Annotated in this window: 18 protein-coding genes and 1 other annotated feature; of the genes, 6 read left to right on the forward strand and 12 right to left on the reverse strand. The window is 46.9% G+C overall.

The window, feature by feature from the left end:
* Nucleotides 1-17: 17 nt before the first annotated feature.
* From trxA to M3N64_RS01270, 7 genes are all read right to left on the reverse strand, one after another.
* Entirely contained in the window at nt 18-335 is a 318-nt protein-coding gene (gene trxA, locus M3N64_RS01240) for a thioredoxin (RefSeq protein WP_249095977.1), read from the reverse strand.
* 93 nt (nt 336-428) lie between these two features.
* Nucleotides 429-2,780 (reverse strand): endonuclease MutS2, encoded by a 2,352-nt coding sequence (locus tag M3N64_RS01245; protein WP_249095980.1) that lies wholly within the window; start codon nt 2,778-2,780, stop codon nt 429-431.
* 35 nt (nt 2,781-2,815) lie between these two features.
* Complete coding sequence (gene polX, locus M3N64_RS01250) at nt 2,816-4,528, reverse strand: DNA polymerase/3'-5' exonuclease PolX (RefSeq protein ID WP_249095990.1); 1,713 nt, start codon at nt 4,526-4,528, stop codon at nt 2,816-2,818.
* A 58-nt stretch (nt 4,529-4,586) separates the two neighbouring features.
* Nucleotides 4,587-5,138 carry a CvpA family protein gene (locus M3N64_RS01255; RefSeq protein WP_249095991.1) on the reverse strand — a complete coding sequence of 184 codons (552 nt, stop codon included), beginning with the start codon at nt 5,136-5,138 and terminating at the stop codon, nt 4,587-4,589.
* A gap of 416 nt (nt 5,139-5,554) precedes the next feature.
* Nucleotides 5,555-7,972, reverse strand: a complete 2,418-nt coding sequence (gene pheT, locus M3N64_RS01260; RefSeq protein ID WP_249095994.1) for a phenylalanine--tRNA ligase subunit beta — start codon at nt 7,970-7,972, stop codon at nt 5,555-5,557.
* Between the two features lie 14 nt (nt 7,973-7,986).
* Nucleotides 7,987-9,021, reverse strand: coding sequence for a phenylalanine--tRNA ligase subunit alpha (pheS, locus tag M3N64_RS01265; protein ID WP_249096868.1), 1,035 nt, complete (start codon nt 9,019-9,021; stop codon nt 7,987-7,989).
* Nucleotides 9,022-9,077: 56 nt separating this feature from the next.
* Nucleotides 9,078-9,310: a binding site (T-box leader), on the reverse strand.
* A 71-nt stretch (nt 9,311-9,381) separates the two neighbouring features.
* Nucleotides 9,382-10,140 (reverse strand): TrmH family RNA methyltransferase, encoded by a 759-nt coding sequence (locus M3N64_RS01270; protein WP_249096871.1) that lies wholly within the window; start codon nt 10,138-10,140, stop codon nt 9,382-9,384.
* 112 nt (nt 10,141-10,252) lie between these two features.
* Between M3N64_RS01270 and sspI the strand changes: the two genes are divergently transcribed.
* From sspI to M3N64_RS01300, 6 genes are all read left to right on the forward strand, one after another.
* Nucleotides 10,253-10,456 (forward strand): small acid-soluble spore protein SspI, encoded by a 204-nt coding sequence (gene sspI / locus M3N64_RS01275; protein WP_249095997.1) that lies wholly within the window; start codon nt 10,253-10,255, stop codon nt 10,454-10,456.
* A 226-nt stretch (nt 10,457-10,682) separates the two neighbouring features.
* Nucleotides 10,683-11,399 (forward strand): LytR/AlgR family response regulator transcription factor, encoded by a 717-nt coding sequence (locus M3N64_RS01280; RefSeq protein ID WP_249095999.1) that lies wholly within the window; start codon nt 10,683-10,685, stop codon nt 11,397-11,399.
* Nucleotides 11,396-12,124: a sensor histidine kinase gene (locus tag M3N64_RS01285; protein ID WP_249096013.1), complete on the forward strand. Its 729-nt coding sequence runs from the start codon at nt 11,396-11,398 to the stop codon at nt 12,122-12,124. The genes M3N64_RS01280 and M3N64_RS01285 overlap by 4 nt, the downstream gene beginning before the upstream one ends.
* Nucleotides 12,125-12,750: 626 nt before the next feature.
* A complete protein-coding gene (locus tag M3N64_RS14155; protein WP_249096015.1) occupies nt 12,751-14,595 on the forward strand; it encodes an ABC transporter ATP-binding protein in 1,845 nt (614 codons plus the stop codon).
* Nucleotides 14,592-16,313, forward strand: a complete 1,722-nt coding sequence (locus M3N64_RS01295) for an ATP-binding cassette domain-containing protein (protein WP_249096018.1) — start codon at nt 14,592-14,594, stop codon at nt 16,311-16,313. The genes M3N64_RS14155 and M3N64_RS01295 overlap by 4 nt, the downstream gene beginning before the upstream one ends.
* Before the next feature lie 495 nt (nt 16,314-16,808).
* Entirely contained in the window at nt 16,809-16,904 is a 96-nt protein-coding gene (locus M3N64_RS01300) for a YjcZ family sporulation protein (protein ID WP_249096032.1), read from the forward strand.
* A gap of 208 nt (nt 16,905-17,112) precedes the next feature.
* Here M3N64_RS01300 and rplT read toward each other — a convergent pair whose 3' ends face one another.
* From rplT to M3N64_RS01325, 5 genes are all read right to left on the reverse strand, one after another.
* Nucleotides 17,113-17,472: a 50S ribosomal protein L20 gene (gene rplT / locus M3N64_RS01305; RefSeq protein WP_249096037.1), complete on the reverse strand. Its 360-nt coding sequence runs from the start codon at nt 17,470-17,472 to the stop codon at nt 17,113-17,115.
* An 87-nt stretch (nt 17,473-17,559) separates the two neighbouring features.
* On the reverse strand, nt 17,560-17,754 hold the full coding sequence (rpmI, locus tag M3N64_RS01310; protein WP_249096039.1) for a 50S ribosomal protein L35: 195 nt from the start codon (nt 17,752-17,754) through the stop codon (nt 17,560-17,562).
* A 75-nt stretch (nt 17,755-17,829) separates the two neighbouring features.
* Nucleotides 17,830-18,333 (reverse strand): translation initiation factor IF-3, encoded by a 504-nt coding sequence (gene infC, locus M3N64_RS01315; protein WP_249096046.1) that lies wholly within the window; start codon nt 18,331-18,333, stop codon nt 17,830-17,832.
* A gap of 237 nt (nt 18,334-18,570) precedes the next feature.
* Entirely contained in the window at nt 18,571-19,152 is a 582-nt protein-coding gene (locus M3N64_RS01320) for a DJ-1 family glyoxalase III (RefSeq protein ID WP_249096050.1), read from the reverse strand.
* 270 nt (nt 19,153-19,422) lie between these two features.
* A complete protein-coding gene (locus M3N64_RS01325; RefSeq protein ID WP_249096053.1) occupies nt 19,423-19,575 on the reverse strand; it encodes a YrzI family small protein in 153 nt (50 codons plus the stop codon).
* Nucleotides 19,576-19,945 lie beyond the last annotated feature (370 nt).

Raw genomic sequence — 19,945 nt, forward strand, 5'->3', positions numbered from 1 at the left:
TGATGAGTGATCAGGCATTAACCAATATGTTGTTTAATGCGTTCAGCAAGTGCTTCTTTGGGCTGAAAACCAACAACCTTGTCAACAATTTCACCGTCTTTGAACAGGAACAAAGTCGGTATGCTCATAACTCCGTATTTGCTGGCAGTTGCCTGATTTTCATCAACATCCAGCTTAACGATTTTAAGCTTATCGGATAATTCAGAATCCACTTCTTCAAGAACCGGTGCCATCATTTTGCATGGTCCGCACCAGGTTGCCCAGAAATCGGCAAGCACGAGTCCTTTTGATGTTTCATCCGTAAAGTTTGTATCAGTTACCTGATTAATTGCCATTGTGAAACCCCCTTAACAAAATTCAGATTGCTTTATGTCACAAAGTATAGCATGTGCCGCTCTGAGATGCCATTATTCAGCTTGAGTGTCCCGTCACTTAAATTCAACAACGGTAACACCGCTGCCACCCTCGCCCTGAGCACCGAGCCGCGATGTTTTGACTCGAGGGTGGCCTTCGATCAACTGTGTCACACCCTTGCGCAGCGCACCTGTTCCTTTGCCGTGAATAATCGATACACGCGCATAGCCGGCCAGCATGGCTTCATCCAAGTATTTTTCCAACCTCCGCATGGCATCCTCATACCGTTCCCCGCGAAGATCCAGCTCCGGGCGTACAGTATTCCCCGAAGTGCGGACGTTAACCACCGGTTTTACCTTTTTTTCTTCTTTCACTCGTTTTAAATCGCCTGCCTGTACATTCATTTTTAAAATACCAGCCTGAACGAGATATTCCTGATCGCTTATTTTATTGACAATATATCCATTCTGTCCAAAGCTGATAATTTTTACGGCATCGCCTGGACGAAATCCGGAAACTGAGCTGTTTGGTTTTTCTGATGCGGGTGCATCAGAAGCCGGTTCCAGTGAATCAATGGCATGGACCAGTTTCGTCCTGGCATCAATCAGTTGATGTTCTTTCACCTGTCCCTGCCTCTGATACCGGCGCAATTCATCAATAATTTCCTCAGCTTCACGGCACGCCTGCTTAAGCGCTCGTTCCGCTTTTTCACGAGCCTTAGCCAGAATTGCTTCTTTTGAACGTTCCAGCTCCTCCAGCTGCTTTGTCAGATCCGCCTCTTTCTTCTCGGCTTCGATCTTCAGCCGGCGCGCCTTTTCTTCTTCCATCTCGGCCGCTTTACGATTTTTTTCCAGCGAAGCGATCATCTTGTCTACCTCATTGGTTTCATGGCTGATCTGCAAACGGGCGCTTTCGATGATTTCCTGCGGGATACCGAGCTTTCGTGCGATTTCAAATGCATTGCTTCGTCCGGGAATGCCAAGCAGAAGACGATATGTCGGACTCAGCGTTTCAACATCAAATTCCACGCTGGCATTCATGACGCCTGGGCGTTCGTAAGCATATGCTTTTAATTCACTGTAATGTGTCGTACAGATAATCGTCGCACCTTTCCCGTATACGGCATCAAGGATTGACATGGACAGCGCCGCACCCTCCTGAGGATCAGTGCCCGCACCCAGTTCGTCGAAAAGAACGAGACTGCTGAAATCCACATTTCCTAAAATTTTAACGATATTCGTCATATGAGAGGAGAACGTACTGAGACTCTGCTCAATGGACTGCTCGTCACCAATGTCTGCAAACACGTTGCGGAACACACTTGCCTCCGAATCTTCGGCAACCGGTATCTGCAGCCCGGATTGTGCCATCAGCGTCAGCAGGCCGGTTGTTTTCAGAGAGACCGTTTTTCCGCCGGTATTCGGACCGGTAACAATCAAGGCATGAGTGTGCTCATCAAAAACAACATCAATCGGAACGACCTGATCGGGATCAATCAGCGGATGTCTCGCCTTCTTGAGCCGAATGATTCCGTGATCATTTAATTTTGGGCGCGTCGCCTTTATCTGATGTCCGTATGCCGCCTTGGCAAAAATAAAATCAAGCTGTGCAAGTCGTCCGACGTCCTCAAGCATCGGCTCGGCACTTTCCGCTGTTTCCGCAGAAAGTGCGCGCAGGATGCGCTCAATTTCATGGCGTTCTTTTGCCCGCGCCTCGCTGAGTTGATTATTCAGATCCACAATGGACTGAGGTTCAATAAATAAAGTGGCGCCCGAAGCGGACTGGTCATGAACAATTCCGCCAAATGACGCGCGATATTCCTGTTTCACTGGAATGACCTGCCGATCATTGCGAATCGTAATGATTTGCTCGGAAAGCATTTTGTTATTCGCGCGCACAATGCTCTCCAGCTTCTGCTTGACCCGGCTGTCACATGTTCGGATCTGTCCGCGTATCTGGCGCAGTGCCGGACTGGCCGAATCCATAACACCACCCTGATCATCAATAGCGCTGCGGATTTTTCGTTCCAGACCTCCTGGCGGATCAATCTGAGCGACAAGATCAACCAATATCGGTAATTCAATTTCCTGATTCCCGATCAAATCAAAAATAAACTTTTTCATTAATCGTGCGCCACGAATCGTATCGGCAAGATCAATCAGTTCCTTTGCCTGAAGCATTCCGCCGATTTTTGACCGCTTCAACGCAGGGCGTACGTCCGTAATGCCGCCGAAGGGGACCGAACCCTTCAGACGCAGTACGGTTGCTCCTTCATCCGTTTCTTCCTGCATACGATTGACTGTATCCAGACTTCCTGATGGTGTCAGCTCCGCAATGCGCTCTTTGCCAAGCGAAGACGCAGCGCAATACATCAGTTGCTGCTTTATTTTTTCATATTCAAGGATGCGCAAGGCATGCTCATTCAAAATCAACATCTCCCTCTGTTTGAGGATGCTTTCTGTTATCTTTTTTTCTGAAGTAAAAAATCTCTGATCCGATTAATCGGCCATGTATTTATCACGTTTTCCGGCCGGATACCTGCACGGATCGCCGTTTCCACACCCAGATGCATATCTTCTATCATCTGCAGGGAGTGACTGTCTGTATTAATGGCTATTTTGACACCGGCTTTCTGAACCTTGTCCAGCCATTTTGCAGACAAGTCAAGGCGAGAACGGCTGGCATTCAATTCAAGCACCGTTCCAGTTTCCTTTGCCAGTTCAATCAGCTGTTCAACATCCACGTCATATCCACGTCGTTTGCCGAGCAGACGGCCGGTCGGATGCGCGATAAGACGAACATGCGGATTGCGGCAGGCATTTTCCAGACGCTTCATGATATGCCTGCGATCCTGCGAAAAAGAGGAGTGAACAGATGCAATGACGAAGTCCAGCTTTTTCAGCATCTCATCAGGATAATCCAGCGCCCCGTCCGGCAAAATATCCATTTCAGTTCCCGAGAATAATGTAAAGTCATCAAACTGTTTGTTGATTCGTGCAACTTCGCTGATCTGCTCATCGAGGCGCTCAAAGCTCAGACCGTTTGCGACACGCAGCGAACGTGAATGGTCGGTCAGGCAGGCATAGGCATAACCCTTTGCCCTCATCGCAGACGCCATTTCCATAATCGTATGTGATCCATCGCTCCATGTGGAATGCATATGCAGATCACCTTTGATATCTGAGCATTTGATAAACGGGAGTGCCCCTTCCTGTGCCCATTCTATTTCCTGCTTTCCCTCACGCACCTGCGGTGGAATGTAAGTTAACCCAAAGTAATTGTAGATGGCTGTTTCGCTGTCAAACGTAAGCACCGATCCGTCACTTCGCTCAATCCCATATTCACTGATCTTCTCATGACGCGTTTTGGCCAGCCTGCGCAGCAGCACATTGTGCGCCTGTGATCCTGTAAAATGCAGTAACATCGACGCATATGTTTTCTTTTCGGCAAACCGAAAGTCAACGGAAACATGAGCCGGATCATCGAGCAGCACCGTCATTTTTGCCTCACCGCGCCCGACAACTTCATTAACCGGAAGCGATGTCAGCAAATCTTCCGAAGTCTGCTCTGACTGCTCTGTTTCAATAACAAAATCCAGGTCTTTCATCTTTTCTTTTGTGCGCCTTAAACTGCCGGCATAGGAAAAACGTTTGATCGATTTTATTTGGCGGAGAATGCACATGATTTTTTCCGCCAGCTCCAGCATGTATGGGACAGCCAGTTCAGCAGGTCTTTGCTGCTCGCTGAGCGCCTGCAGAATATGTTTTTCCGTTTTTTCGCCAAATCCGGAAAGCAGGCGCACTTTTCCCTGTTCACAGACTTTGCGAAGCGAATCCCGGTCAATCACATCAAGTTCTCGATATAAGCGGCCGATCTTCTTTCCACCAAGTCCCGGCAGACGAAGTAAATCAATCAGCCCGCGCGGTATTTCTTTTTCAAGTGCATCCAGCACTGATGATTGACCGTGCACCAGCAATTCTTCGATGACCTGTGCAGTCGATTTGCCGATGCCTTTCAATTTACTTAAATCATCGATTTCTTTCATTGAACGCGGATCGTTCTCCAATGCGCGTCCCGCACGATGGTAGGCGGCAACTTTAAAAGTATTTTCGCCCTTTATTTCCAGATAGACAGCAATCATATCCAGCTGTTTAATAATCTGTTTTTTATCCACAGAAGCTCACCTTTTTTATGCAATGCCCTTATCGCTCGAAATTGTTCACTTATTGAAATTATCTGATCCAGCCGGCAAAGGCCACCCACATTCCCTTAAGAAGATCTGAAAAATATGGTGTGTGCGCAATCATTGATTTGGCAAGCGACGATTGAGCGATCGCCGATTGAATCCCGCTGACCGGCGTTAACGAACCGGCGTAAAGCAGGAAAAACAGAATAAGATAAATCTCAATGAAACCGATTAATGCACCGCCCAAGTGATTAACTGAACGCAGAATAGGCAGTTCGGCAAGAAAATTCAATGTTGACCCTATAATATTCAAGATTATTTTTGTCGCAAGAAACAGGATGATAAACGCAATGGCCTGGTAATAGGCGGACTGCAGATCCATTGTACCGAGAAATTGAAACACACTGCTCTCCGAAGCGGAGGTCGGGAAAGGAATCCAGAATTTCAGTGTGCCGGCCAGCGGTTTGCTGTACATCATCGCAACCACATAGGCAATAACAAATCCTGCCAGATGGATCAGCTGCAAGATCAGTCCACGCCGAAAGCCATTGAAGAAACCTGAAGCAAGGATGATAAGCAAAACAATCGTAAGAAGCATAAAAATCAATCCCAACTTTCTTTGTTGCATCATGATAGAAACCGACCGTTAAGCAGTCGGCAAACGTACTTTTTTCTATCATATCAGAAACTCAAACAGATGAAAAACAAGACTTTCATGCACAATCTCTGTCAAACAGCAGCTTTTACACGGATTCATCCTTTTATGCAACTTAGAAAGACCAGGCAAAGCCAGGTCCTTTGCCACAGATCTTGTACCTGACGGACATTCCAGCTGCTCACTTGCTGCGGACGCACCGCGATCCTCCTCGGGCACCTGGGATCTGCAGGGCCCCCAGGCATCTCGCGCTTTCGTATCTGGCTTACACTTTATACTTAGCTAAAATCTTATACTTTCTGATCGTATGAAAAAGCCAATGCATCTGTCGCATTGGCTTTAAAATCACCGGTATCCCCTTAGCCCCGCAGCTCAGCACCCAGTTCATCGGCACAGGCATTCAATATTTTCTCGTGAACGGCATTCACTTCATCATCGGTCAATGTCCGTTCAGGATCAAAGTAGACAAGGGAAAAAGCCATCGATTTTTCATCACTGGCAACATGCCCACCTTCGTATACGTCAAAAAGTCGAACCGATTTAAGAAGCGGCCTGCCGTGTTCGCGAATCACACGATACAGATCTGCCGCGGCAACTGACCTTTTGACGACCAGCGCAATGTCCCGTGACGTTGATGGATAACGCGGGAGGAGCTGGTAACTGATTTCAGTTGCACCACGACGAAGCAGTGATTCAATGGCAATCTCAAAAACATACGTAGCGTTCAGCCCATGTTCCCGCTGGACCGTTGGATGGAGTGTGCCCAGATAGCCGATAACCTCGCCATTGAGCAGAATGTCTGCCGTCTGCCCTGGGTGCATGCCTGCTCTTTTCGATGGACGGTAGTCGACCTGATTCTCAATGGCTAGTGACTCAAATAACGTTTCAACGATTCCTTTAACTGAGAAGAAATCTACTGATTCCGGTTCGCCTTCCCAGTTTCGTTCCGTACGCTTTCCAGTCATGATTCCGGCTAAATGTTCTTCTTCGGACGGTCTCGGACTGCCAGCGTCCGGCAGGAACACCTTGCCGATTTCATAAAGCTTGACGTCCGCCATTTGCCGGTTGAGATGATATTGAATGACATCAATAAGCTGCGGAACAATGCTCTGACGCAGTGCCTCATGCTCCTCGCTCATTGGCCAGACGACTTGTGTCGGTTCCGTTGCCGCATGGTGCACGGCATAGGATGAAGCATGCATTTTCGTTGTCAGCGAATACGTATAAACCTGATTAAGCCCGGTACTCTCCATCAGCGCCTCTACCCTGCGCCTGATTTTTTGATAGGGCGTCAGCGCGGCATGCGATGAAGTACCGTCCGGAAGAGTTGCCGGAATCCGATTATATCCGTATATCCGGCCGACTTCTTCTATAATATCTTCTGGAATGCTGACATCGAAGCGCCGTGCGGGAACGGATATGTGAAGCGTTTCTCCTTCCGTTTTGACAGTGAAATTCAATCGCTTCAATATGCCGACAATCTGTTCTCGCGGAAGCTGAGTACCAAGAACCTGGTTAATCTTCTCCAGTGGCATGGTGATTTTTTGTTCCGGAACCGTGCGATAACCTTGTTCAACAATTCCTTTAAGTACTGTTGCATGAGCAAATTGAGCCAGCAGTTCAGCCGCACGATCTGCAGCAACTGCTGTACGGTTTCGATCCACACCTTTTTCATAACGGCTGCTGGCATCCGAACGCAGTTGAAGCCGTGAAGCTGTTTTACGAATTGAAATCGGATCGAACACTGCCGCTTCAAGCAACACATTTTTCGTATCATTAGAAACTTCCGTATTTTCGCCGCCCATCACACCGGCAACGGCCACACCTTTTTTACCATTGGTGACCAGCAGATCATCCGAAACAAGTATTCGCTGCTGACCGTCAAGTGTCGTAATCTCTTCATTTTCTCCGGCAAAACGAACCAGAATATGGTTTGAGCCAAATTGATCAAGATCAAACGTGTGCAGCGGCTGACCGTATTCAAGCATGACATAGTTAGCGATATCTACCACATTGCTGATTGGCCGAACGCCGGCAGCGATCAGGCGCAGCTGCATCCACCTGGGCGACGGAGTAACCTGAATCCCGGTCAGGACACGCGCACCATAGTAGGGGACTTTGTCTGCAGCCTCAACTGACACACTGATTCTGCTGCCTGCGGAATCAGTTGATTCCATGACTTCAGGCTTTCTGAAGCGAACCTTCCGATCAAGAATGGCTGCGACTTCGAAAGCGACGCCAAGCATATTCATACAGTGTGCGCTGTTCACTAGAATATCCAGATCAAGGATCACATCATCCAGATTCAAATAGGGAAGTGCGTCAGCGCCAACCGGTACTTGATCATCAAAGATATAGATTCCGTCCGCATATTCTTTTGGCACGTAATTACGATCAAAACCAAGTTCTTCAAGTGAACAAATCATTCCGTTTGATTCCGTGCCGTGCAGCTGTGCCCGCTTGATGGTTACGTGGTTCGCGATCTGTGCACCGACCGTAGCGACAGGCACTTTCTGACCGGCAGCAACATTAGGTGCGCCGCAAACGATTTGGACTGTTTCGGATCCTAAATTCACCTGGCAGAGATGAAGTTTTTTCGCTTCAGGATGCGGCGTGCAGGCTTCGACTTTGCCGACAACGATTCCTTTCAGGCCTTCCCCGGGGTAGTCAATATGCTCGACTTCGATCCCGGCATTGGTAATTTTGTCCGCCAGCTGTTCCGGCGTCACTCCGGTTAAATCCACATAGTCTTGCAGCCATTTATAAGAAACCAGCATATTTTTCTCTCTCCTTACGCTCGATTAAATTGTCTCAGAAAACGAATGTCATCGGTGTAGAAATGACGGATATCTTCAATGCCGTATTTCAGCATGGCAATTCTTTCCGGTCCCATGCCGAATGCAAAACCCGTGTATTCGTTCGGATCAAATCCTGACATACGAAGCACATTCGGGTGCACCATTCCGGCACCGAGAATCTCGATCCAGCCCGTACCCTTGCATACACGACAGCCATGGCCGCCACATCTGAAACAGGAGATATCCATTTCTACCGAAGGTTCGGTAAAGGGAAAGAAGCTCGGGCGAAGTCGAATTTCACGATCTGCACCAAACAGATGTTTCGCGAATACGGTTAAAATGCCCTTTAAGTCACTCAGTCTCACATGATGGTCAACATAAAGCCCTTCAATCTGCATAAACTGGTGTGAGTGCGTCGCATCATCATTGTCACGCCGATATACCTTGCCCGGGCAGATCACTTTGACCGGTCCGATCCCTTTGTGCTTCTCAAGAGTATGTGCCTGAACCGGCGATGTATGCGTACGCATCAGGATCTCATCCGTAATATAGAATGAATCCTGCATATCGCGCGCCGGATGATCTTTCGGCAGGTTAAGCGCTTCGAAATTGTAATAATCCTGCTCCACCTCCGGCCCTTCTTCGATTGAAAAGCCAAGTCCGATAAACAGGTCCTCTACCTCCCGAATGATGGAAGCAAGCAGATGATGACTGCCGGTCGTTATTTTTCTTCCGGGCAGTGTCACATCTATTTTCTCCGCTTCAAGCTGTTTTTCCAGCAGTTTCGCTTCCAGATCCGCTTTCTTCTCCTCAATCTTCGCAGCAATCAGTTTGCGCACTTCATTTGCCAGCTGGCCGACAATCGGGCGTTCTTCAGCGGAAAGTTTCCCCATGCCCTTCAGAACTTCAGTAATCGGACCTTTTTTGCCAAGAAAGCGGACATGTGCTTCCTGCAAGGTCTTGAGTCCGTCCGCAGATTCGATTTTCTCAAGCGCCTGAGCGCGCAGCTCAAGCAGTCTCTCTTTCAGCATTTTTCTTCATCCCTTCATCAATTCCTATTCATAAAAAAAACGCTTCTCCCCTGAAAAGGGACGAAGCGTCGTGGTACCACCCTTGTTGACAGTTCTGACAAAAAAACTGCCCACTTTCGTTCGTTTAACGGCGAGTGCCGGCTGATCCTAGGCCGGCTGAAAACCGGCATCAGACAGCAACTTCGGAGTGAATTCGTTCGGCCCATATTATAAGCACGCTCTCAGTCGGCGGCACGCTCTCCCTGAATAACGGTTCCGAAGTACTGATCTCCTTCATCGTTTTTCCTTCATTCCCGATCACAGCAACGATCCGTGAATTCGGGTTAATCTTTTTTCAGTATAGATAATTTCATCCGTTTATGCAAGTCCCTTCGCCTGCAGCCAGTACAGCAGAATACCTGATGCAACCGCCACATTGAGTGATTCCGCAGATCCGCGCATTGGGATTTTCACTTGCTGATCCATCTCGGCAAGCAGTTCAGGCGACGCACCATTTCCTTCATTTCCAACGACCAGCCCAAAATACGGTCCATTTACGCTAACCTGATCAAGTTCATGCCCCTGAAGTGAAGAACCATAGAGTGGGATCTTTTGTGCTTTCATTTCTTTAGAAAGCTGAAAAAGATTTTTATGGACAACCGGAAGATGGAAATGTGAACCCTGAGCAGAGCGCAAAGTTTTCGCATTATAACCGTCGACGCATCCGTCTCCAAGGTAAATGGTATCAAGCCCAAAGGCATCCGCGGTTCGGATCAGCGTACCCAGATTCCCCGGGTCCTGGACACCATCAACAAGCAGATAGCGTCCGGGTTTTAATAGTACCGCCGGCCGGCTCATTTCGCATATGGCAATGATACCTTGCGGGGTTTCCGTTTGCGTCAGCTCTGTAAAAATTTTATGTGTCACCTGAAAGATTTCAATCCCGTCCAACGGCCATTCCGCAGGCAGATGGAAAGCTTCATCAATCAGAATTGTATTCACTTGCTCTCTGGCGGAAAAAACGGCTTCCTGAACTAAATGCGGACCTTCAATCAAATACTTTTGCTCACGCTCCCGCCATTTGCGCAGCTTTAATTTTTTCCATAGCTTTACTTTTTCATTTTGTAATGACACCATACGACGCACGATTACAGGCCCCTTTAGAAGTGTTACATATTTGTCCGCAGACTATCCATACTATACCATATCACCGGCATTAAATGCTTATATGAAAGGAGTTTGCTTTTCAATGGATCTGGACATCAGACGCGCCGTTTTGCACAATCTTCACGGAAATAATAAGCAGCAGCTTCAGGATACCGTCGTTGACGCCATTCAGGACGGTCAGGAAAAAATGCTGCCCGGACTCGGCGTACTTTTCGAAGTGCTTTGGAACAAGTCAGACAACGCGTTCCGCGATCAAATGCTGTCACGACTCGAGCAAGGTGTATAAAGAAGTGATCTGAAAGCATACTGAGAAGCAGCACAGTGTGATCTGTGCTGTTTTTTTATTTTTCAGTTGAATATAACCTTAATTTTGCTCCTCATCATGCTTAAGCACATCTTTGAGATAAAAACAGGTCCGTCTGCGGATCGGCCATGGGTCCATCTCCCGTACCTTGGCTGAAAGCAGAATACACATTATAATCAACTTAATGAATAATTGCCGGAGCCAAAAAATGAAAATCGCAATCTGTGATGACGACAAAACGCAAAGAGAATACTTGACGGCCCTCGTCAGTGAATGGGCGAAAAAGAGCGGCACAATGCTTAGACTGGAATGCTTTGAAAATGCGCAGGCATTTCTCTTTTCCTGGAGTGGCGATCAAAGTTATGATGCGCTGCTTCTTGATATTCAAATGCCGGGACTTGACGGAATGGCACTGGCCCGAAGAATACGCGAAAATGATGAACAGCTGGCTATCATTTTCATTACCGGATATTCCGAATTTATGGACGAAGGTTATGAAGTTTCGGCACTCCATTATCTGATGAAACCAGTGCAAAAGGAGAAGCTTATTCCTGTTCTTGAACGTGCTTCCCAGAAAAAGGAAAAGAAGATTAAGACGCTGCTGATAGAGCAAGACGGTGAGACGGTTCGCCTAAATCAGGAGAACATTCTTTGTCTGGAAGCATTCGCTCACACCATTGATGTGACCACCTCAGAGCAAAACTATCAGGTTAAAGCAAGCATTGATCGGCTTGAGCGTCAGCTTGATCCTTATCTCTTTGTCCGGCCCCATCGCTCTTATCTTGTCGGATTAGCATATATCAGCCAGCTTGGAAAAACGGAACTGACGCTTGATAACGGTAAGAACATTCCAGTCAGCAGGCGCCGCTATCAGGAAGTCAATGAGGCATTCATCCGTTTTTATAAAGGAGATGTCCTGCGATGATTTTTTATTTCGTTTATGGATTGGCTACCCTCTCCTTGATCTTTCTGACTATGATGATGACAAAACGTCACATACGCCGCTCAGATGAACACCGTCTTGATACATATCAGAAGGATCTGCTTGCCAAGCACTATGATGAAATCCAGAATATCTACCACAAAATGCGCGGCTGGCGCCATGACTACCACAACCATATCCAAACGATGAAAGCTCATCTTGCCCTTCATCAAACAGACGAGCTCAAAGCTTATTTGGACATGCTGGATCATGATCTGGAAGCTGTGGATACGGTAATAAAAACCGGCAACATCAAACTGGACGCCATTCTGAACAGCAAGCTTTCACTGATCGCAAGCAGCAACATTCAAGTAAATGCCAAAGCCCAGGTACCCGCCAGACTTACTGTAAACGATGTCGATCTGTGTATCATCATTGGCAACCTGCTTGATAACGCGCTTGAGAGTTGCCGCGCGCTGCTCAGCAACCCGCAGCCATTCATCCGCATCTATATCGGCATTTTTAAAAAACAGCTCTACCTTTCCGTAACGAACTCCGCACCGGAAAAGCTCAGAAAAACAGGCATCGGGCGCTACCTGTCAACAAAAGGCATAGGTCACGGTTTCGGTTTAAAGCGGATTGACACCCTCGTCAGGAAATATGGCGGCTATCTCAACCGCCAAAACGAGCCCGGCGTATTCGCTACAGAGATTATACTTCCCCTTTAACTGAGGAGGGGGCGCTGATGAACCCAAATTGTGCTGCCCCTTTAACTGAGGAGGGGGCGCTGATGAACCCAAATTGTGCTGCCCCTTTATCTGGGGAGGGGCGCAGATAAGCCTAAATTGTGCTGCCCCTTTATCTGGGGAGGGGCGCTGATGAACCCAGATTGTGCTGCCCCTTTATCTGGGGAGGGGCGCTGATGAACCCAGATTGTGCTGCCCCTTTAACTGAGGAGGGGGCGCTGATGAACCCAGATTGTGCTGCCCCTTTATCTGGGGAGGGGCGCTGATGAACCCAAATTGTGCTACCCCTTTAACGAGAGGGCGCAGATGAACCCAGATTGTGCTGCCCCTTTAACTGAGGAGGGGGCGCTGATGAGCCCAGATTGTGCTGCCCCTTTATCTGGGGAGGGGCGCTGATGAGCCTAAATTGTGCTGCCCCTTTATCTGGGGAGGGGCGCTGATGAACCCAAATTGTGCTGCCCCTTTAACGAGAGGGCGCAGGTGGGACCGGTTATTTATTTCACGCAATAGTCATTAACCGTTCGTGTTTCATTTCGTGCCATTCGTGCACATTTAAATCCCTAAAGCAATTCCTGTGCTAATTTTTAGTCATAAGGAGTTGATGTTTCGTGAGACAATCTGATCAAAAGCCGAGTTACTCGACAGTACAAAATATCGGATACGTTCTGAAAAACATGTGGCATTGGAACCGAAAGTTATTTTTCGCTGCGGCCGCGCGTGTTCCTTTCCTTGTTTTTCTTCCTTTTCTGGGCATCTTTATGCCGAAGCTGGTTATTGATTGCCTGACTGCAAAAGTTAGCCCCTGGCATTTCGCTTCGTTCATCGGCCTCATGACGCTTGCCATTCTTGTCTGCAATACGCTCGGTAGATACCTTGATGCCTGGTTGCAATGGAATGTTACCGGTAATCGCATCCATTACATTGAGCTTATGCAGCAAAAGATGATGGATACAGATTACGGCAACCTTGAAAGCCCCGAGGGACAAAACAAACGGGAAAAGGCGCATCAGGCAACAAACAGCAATCAAAAAGGAACAGAAGCGATCATCATGGCGCTCGTTACGCTTGCTGCCAATCTTTTCGGTATCATTCTTTATGGCGGCGTGCTTGCCACGCTTAATCCACTGGTGATTGCCTTTCTGCTGATCACTGCGCTTACTGGCTTCCTTTTCTCCCGCCACGCGCAGGTCTATGAACACAGCCATAAGGATGATTGGACACCGACCGAAAACAAGCTGGATTATCTGATCCGCGAATGCGACGACTATTCAACCGGAAAAGATCTGCGTCTTTATCATATGACCGACTGGTTCGGCGAACGATTCGATGAACTGATGCATGATCGGACCACTTGGCTCAAGCGCATTGCACTGCGTCACTATTTTTCCGATGGTGTCGTTGGTATTATGGCACTGTGCCGTGATTGCGCGGCATACGCTTATCTCATTTATCTTGTATTGAACAGGCAGTTAACAGTTGCTGATTTTACGCTGTTTTTTGGCACCATTGCCGGATTTTCCACATGGTTGACCGGTCTGACCGAGCAATTGGCAAAGGTGCAGCATATGAGCCTTGAGATCTGTGATGTCCGTAATTATCTGGATATGAAGGATACATCGAATCGTGGTAAAGGCATTCCACTTCCATCAAAAGACAGCTGGCCCTGTTCTATCACCTTCGACCATGTTTCCTTCTCTTATCCAGAAAATGATCGGAAAATTCTCGATGATGTCAGTTTTCATATCAATGCCGGAGAAAAAATCGCACTGGTCGGTTTGAACGGTGCCGGAAAAACAACCTGCATCAAATTGCTGTGCGGGTTCTACCAGCCGACATCTGGCCGCATCATGATCAACGGCAAAGACACAGCTTCTTTTAATCGAGATGCATATTACCAGTTGTTAACGGCCGTTTTTCAGGATATTCATATTCTGCCCGTTTCGGTTGCCCGTAACATTGTACCGAAACTTGATGAGCCTATCAATGATGAGAAAATGGAGCGCTGCCTGCGCCTGGCAGGTTTTAAAGACAAAATTGACAGTCTTGAACACGGGCTGGACTCCATGATGGTGAAAGAAGTGCATGAACACGCTGTGCAATTTTCCGGTGGCGAGCTTCAGAAAATGCTGCTTGCACGTGCTTTGTATAAGGAATCACCAATTCTGATTCTTGACGAACCGACTGCGGCGCTTGATCCCATCTCAGAAAACGAACTCTATCAGCGCTACGGAATATTGGCAGCCGGGAGAACGTCTCTGTTTATCTCTCACCGCCTGTCCAGCACACGCTTTTGTGATCGGATCATTTTTCTGTCTGATGGAAAAATCGCTGAGTCCGGTACCCATGATGAACTCATGAAACAGGGCGGAAAGTATGCGGAACTTTTTGCCATCCAAAGTCATTATTATCAAGATCAGCTTCACGGAGAAGCTGCAGGAGGCGAATCGTTTTGAAAGTCCACATTCAGCAATCAAAATTGAAATGGCATTATCTATGGCGCGGTTTAAGATTTATTCATGCCAAAGTGCCTTCCCTGCTCCCGTCCGTTGCATTGGGTGCGCTGCTGAAAGCGTTCAGTCCTTTTATCACCATCTATTTAACGGCCCGGATCATTGATGAACTATTTGGTGCGCGCTCCGCTGCTTATCTTGCGTGGCTGGCTGCTGTAACCGTTATTCTGAACTTAATCGTATATCTCCTGCAAAAAGCGATGGAACGCATAAAAGACATGGGGGAATTCCGATTGCTCTATTTCGGATCGTTCGAGATGGATCAGTTGATCTTAAACACAGATTACGAGAACGTGGAAAAACCTGATTTTCACCTGAAAAAACAAAAAATTGACGAAGCAGCCAACATGAACAGGCGCGGTATCTGGCAACTTCCTGAACTGATCAGTTCATTTATCGCTAACCTATGTATTGTTGCTTTTGCTGTGACTCTGTCCATCCCGTTATTCTTAGCTCTTTCAGTACATTCGGATTCTTTTTTTAATTCGCCGTGGCTGTCTCTGCTTTTTCTTGCTCTGATTCTCTGTTCCTCCCTTTATTCAGTTCGATCAAACGCCAGGTTCAGCAAATGGGCGTTTCATAAGATGGACGCTATGATGCCAATTAACCGCGCATTTAGCTTCTATGGTCATCTGATGCAGGATCATCAATTAGGGAAGGATATCCGAATTTATCAGGAACAAAAATTGATTAAAAAAGCCTATGACGATTTCAACCGGCGAGGAATGGTCTCGTTTTGCTTTGACATATCCAGACGGCAAGGTCGATTTTGGGCAGGCAGTGCCGCGCTTTCCGCTCTGATCAGCGGATTCGTTTATTTATTCGTCGGCATGAAGGCGTTAATCGGATTGATCAGTATCGGGTCAGTTGTGCAGTATGTCGGCGCAATCAGCCAGTTTACAACCGGTTTCTCCGAACTGATTACTTCGGCAACCGACATTTGGCAGGATCTTGATTATGTCGAACTCTATTTCAAATTTCTCGACACGCCGAACCCAAAATACAAAGGAACTTTGCCCATTGAGAAACGCAATGACAATGAATATGAGATTGAATTTCGAAATGTATCGTTTAAATATCCGGGCTCCGGCATCTATGCCTTAAAAGATCTTTCACTCAAGCTGAAAATCGGCGAACATTTTGCTGTTGTCGGACGCAACGGTTCAGGCAAAACAACGTTCATCAAACTGCTCACACGACTGTATGATCCACAGGAGGGTAAAATTCTGCTGAACGGAATCGATATCCAGAAATATGACTACCAGGAATATCTGCAGCTTTTTTCCGTTGTCTTTCAGGATTTCAAACTGTTTGCCTTTTCTGTCGGACAAAACGTTGCAGCAGACGTGCATTACGATAAAGAACGTGCGATGGAATGCCTTGACAAGGCCGGCGTTGGTGATCGGATTCGTAAAATGAGCAAAGATCTTGATACACCACTTTATAAAATAGATGCAGACGGTGTTGAAATCTCCGGTGGGGAGGCTCAGAAAATTGCCATTGCCCGCGCACTTTATAAGGATGAGATGAACCAACCGCGGCACTTGATCCGGTTGCCGAATTTGAGATCTATTCCAAATTCCAGGAAATTGCCAGCGACAAAACCGCGATTTACATCTCGCACCGACTTTCTTCCTGCCGCTTCTGTGACAATATTTTAGTCTTTGACAAAGGCAGACTGATTCAGAGCGGTAATCATGACGAACTGCTGCAGGATGCGGATGGCCAGTATCATCAATTGTGGCAGGCACAGGCACAATATTATCGGGAAAATAAAAAGCATTTAAGAGAGCAGGTATGAGTAGAACTGCTCTCTGGACCGGGCATTCATGATTATCTCCTCCTCATTAAACGGAAAACAAGGCAAACTGATCATAACCACCTGACCCGTTCTCGAATATACTGCATAAGTAAGTGATGGATAGAGGAAAGCACAGGTTAACGGACGGCATGAGCTTTGCCTGCGAATACAAGAATGGTGTAGCGGCCGCATTGACGTGATCACCTGGTTTGCATGGGTTGTTTCTGGTATCTCCGCTGTAACGATTATACTGTGACGCACATGAAGCAGTAAAAGAAACAGATGTGCCGGTAAATCTGCGTTTATTCTTTTTCATTCATCATCAATAAGGGATGTAAATAAGGAGGTCATCATTATGGGTGAATATGCTTACAAATCAGGCAATGGATTTGCATTGATCGTTGTCCTTTTCATTCTGCTGATTATCGTGGGAACAGCATTTTGCTATTGAGCACGAACCAACGGAACGGATAACTTTTATTGTTAGCCGCATGGATTAACTCATTCGTGAAAAGTGTGGATTTTTCACATCTTTCCGCATGTTGAAAGATCCAGCGGTTCCGCTGAGAATACAGGTGGAGAACGAGCAGTAAAGTTTAACAAAGTGAAAAGATCCCCTCCGCACTTTGGCGAGAGGGGATCTTATGCGCTGACAGTCATTATTTCACGACTGCTGTTTTTGCTTTTTCAGCAAGTGTCGCAAATGCAGCTGCATCGTTAACTGCGAGATCTGCGAGCATCTTGCGATTCACTTCAATACCGGCAACCTTTAACCCATTGATCAGTTTGCTGTAGGATAATCCGTTCAGACGGGCCGCAGCGTTGATACGCGCGATCCACAGTCTGCGGAAGTTGCGCTTGGTTTGACGGCGGTCACGGTAAGCATAGGTCAGCGATTTGAAGACCTGTTGCTGTGCAACCTTGAATAATTTATGCTTTGCACCAAAATAGCCCTTCGCTAATTTAAGTACTCTTTTGCGTCTGCGACGGGTCACATATCCGCCTTTAACTCTTGCCATTATAAAAACCTCCTAGAATAAGCCGTTCAGTGTTTTCTGAGACTGCCACGAATCGGCATTAAAAATGAATCCTGTTTCGATGAAAAATCAATTATTAATCAGTTTCTTGAGCTTGTTAGCCAGAGTTGACGTTGTTATCGCGCTCTTATCAAGATTACGTTTTTGCTTGTTCGACTTATGGCTGAACATGTGGCTTGTAAATGCGTGTTCACGTTTAAATTTACCGGTACCCGTCTTTTTGAATCGCTTTGCGGCACCTTTGTGTGTTTTCATTTTTGGCATGAAAAATCCTCCTCATTGGATCGGTCGCTGCAGACTGCCGAAATCATCTTCAGGTCGATCCGTTAATAACTTTTCTTACTTATCGGCTTTAGGGGCAAGCACAAGAAACATGCTGCGCCCTTCCATCTTCGGCTTTGCCTCAACAACACTGATATCTGCGCATTCCTCAGCAAGCTTCTCAAGTACCTGCCTGCCAAGATTAGAATGAGTAATCGCACGTCCTCTGAAACGAACGGAAGCCTTTACCTTGTCACCTTTTTCAAGAAACTTCTTGGCATTGCGCATTTTCGTATTGAAATCATGTTCTTCAATACTTGGGCTAAGACGAATTTCTTTGAGGCTGATGACTTTCTGGTTTTTCCGAGCTTCACGTTCCTTCTTTTGCTGCTCGAAACGGAACTTCCCGTAGTCCATGATCCGGCAAACCGGAGGCTTAGCGCCCGGAGCAACCATAACCAGGTCAAGATTCACATTCTGGGCCATCACCAATGCTTCGGATTTTGACTTGATACCGATTTGTTCCCCGTTCTGACCGATCAAACGGACTTGCTGCGCACGGATACCTTCGTTGACAATCATATCTTTGCTAATATCGAGCCACCTCCAAAATAATTTAAGCAAATCGCTGGCTAAGCAAACATACTAAAAATGCAGGCACAAAAGCGCCCACATTAACAATTCATTCTATGTTTCATACCTGGCAACGGCATTGCTGCGTCGAACAGGTGAGAAGCCGGGCGCCTCTGCTTTCCTTTTGTTAAACTACTGTATTACTGTACCATGAATGATTCTGAATTGCAACATCAATACATTCAATTACGCACGGATTTTATCGTGATGATCCATAAGAAAATCAAAAAGCATGTCGTGACTGACTTTTTCCGCTTCTTTTTTCAACCCAAGCTGTCGCAAAATTTCCAATCCGATCGGCAAAGCTGTGCCCGCAGCACGCGATGTAATCACTTTCCCGGAGACGACGACCGGGTCTTCGCTGTAAACAGCGTCCTTAATATGATCTCTGAAATCCGGATTGCTCGTCGCCGTCTCTCCTCTCAGCACACCGGCACGTTCCAGGGCAATCGGTGCGGCACAAATAGCCGCAACCAGCTTGCCGCTTGCCTTATACTCACGAATTAACTGCTGGGCACGCTGATCATCACGGAGTGTTGCTGCCCCTTTTGCTCCCCCGGGCAGATAAATACCGTCAAAATCCAATAAGCCATCACTGTCGATTGGCACATCCGCTTTAATGACAATATTTCTGGATCCTTCAACCAACAAGGTTGAGGCAAGTGAGCAGAGTACAACCTTAACGCCTCCACGCCGAAGAACATCAATGGCTGTCACTGCTTCGGTTTCCTCAAATCCGTCCGCAAGCAAAACAAGAAACGTTTTCATCACCGCTCACTCCTTTTTCTTCTGCTGCTATCGTACCACAACCATACTGGCAATCAAAGCGAAACACCGTTACAAAAAGCGTGTCCCCCTTCTATAACGTGCCTGAATTACCGAAGCTGTTTTTACAATCATTAGAACTCCTCCTTTTATTAGGTTATGATTTTTTGACGAAAGATTCGCAGCAATACTTTAAGATCCTTTGCCGAACCATGATTTTTTTAGAGAATTGGCTTCTCAGACAAGGTGAGAGCCGCACTATAATAAATAGTATTAATACATATAGCGGCGACACTCGTAGCGCTTATCAAGCATCTGGTTTCTCAGCGCATCAATACGAATATGATCTTCATATCGTTCCTGATTCGTTCTCTGTTTCCTGATCGAAACAGTAAAGGTCAGATTAAACAAACTAAAATGCATCATGTCATGGCCTCCCTTCATGATTAATGACCTGCCTTTAGTCCATGGGTTCATCGTTACTACGCTTGCTGATGCTGATTGCATACTGATCATCCTTTCACTAATTGATTTATTGGAAAACGCAAAAATAAAGATAGCTATTTTGCGTTACACCCGAGAGTACACAAAAAACCGCAGAAACAGCTGCTGCCGTTTGCGGTCAATAAAAGAAGTCATTGGAAAACCTGGCTTTGCCAAGCCTCTGGCGAAGGCAAGGCCGCCGTCGCGCTTATACTATAATCCGCTGAATTTTAAACTTTCTTATAGTACAAAAAGACCGCAGTCGTTAAAGACCTGCGGGTTGCGTCTTAATTCATTACTGCCAATATTAACT

Origin of the sequence: Sporolactobacillus mangiferae, from assembly GCF_023336505.1 — a bacterium.
In the GTDB taxonomy this organism is placed as follows: domain Bacteria; phylum Bacillota; class Bacilli; order Bacillales; family Sporolactobacillaceae; genus Sporolactobacillus; species Sporolactobacillus mangiferae.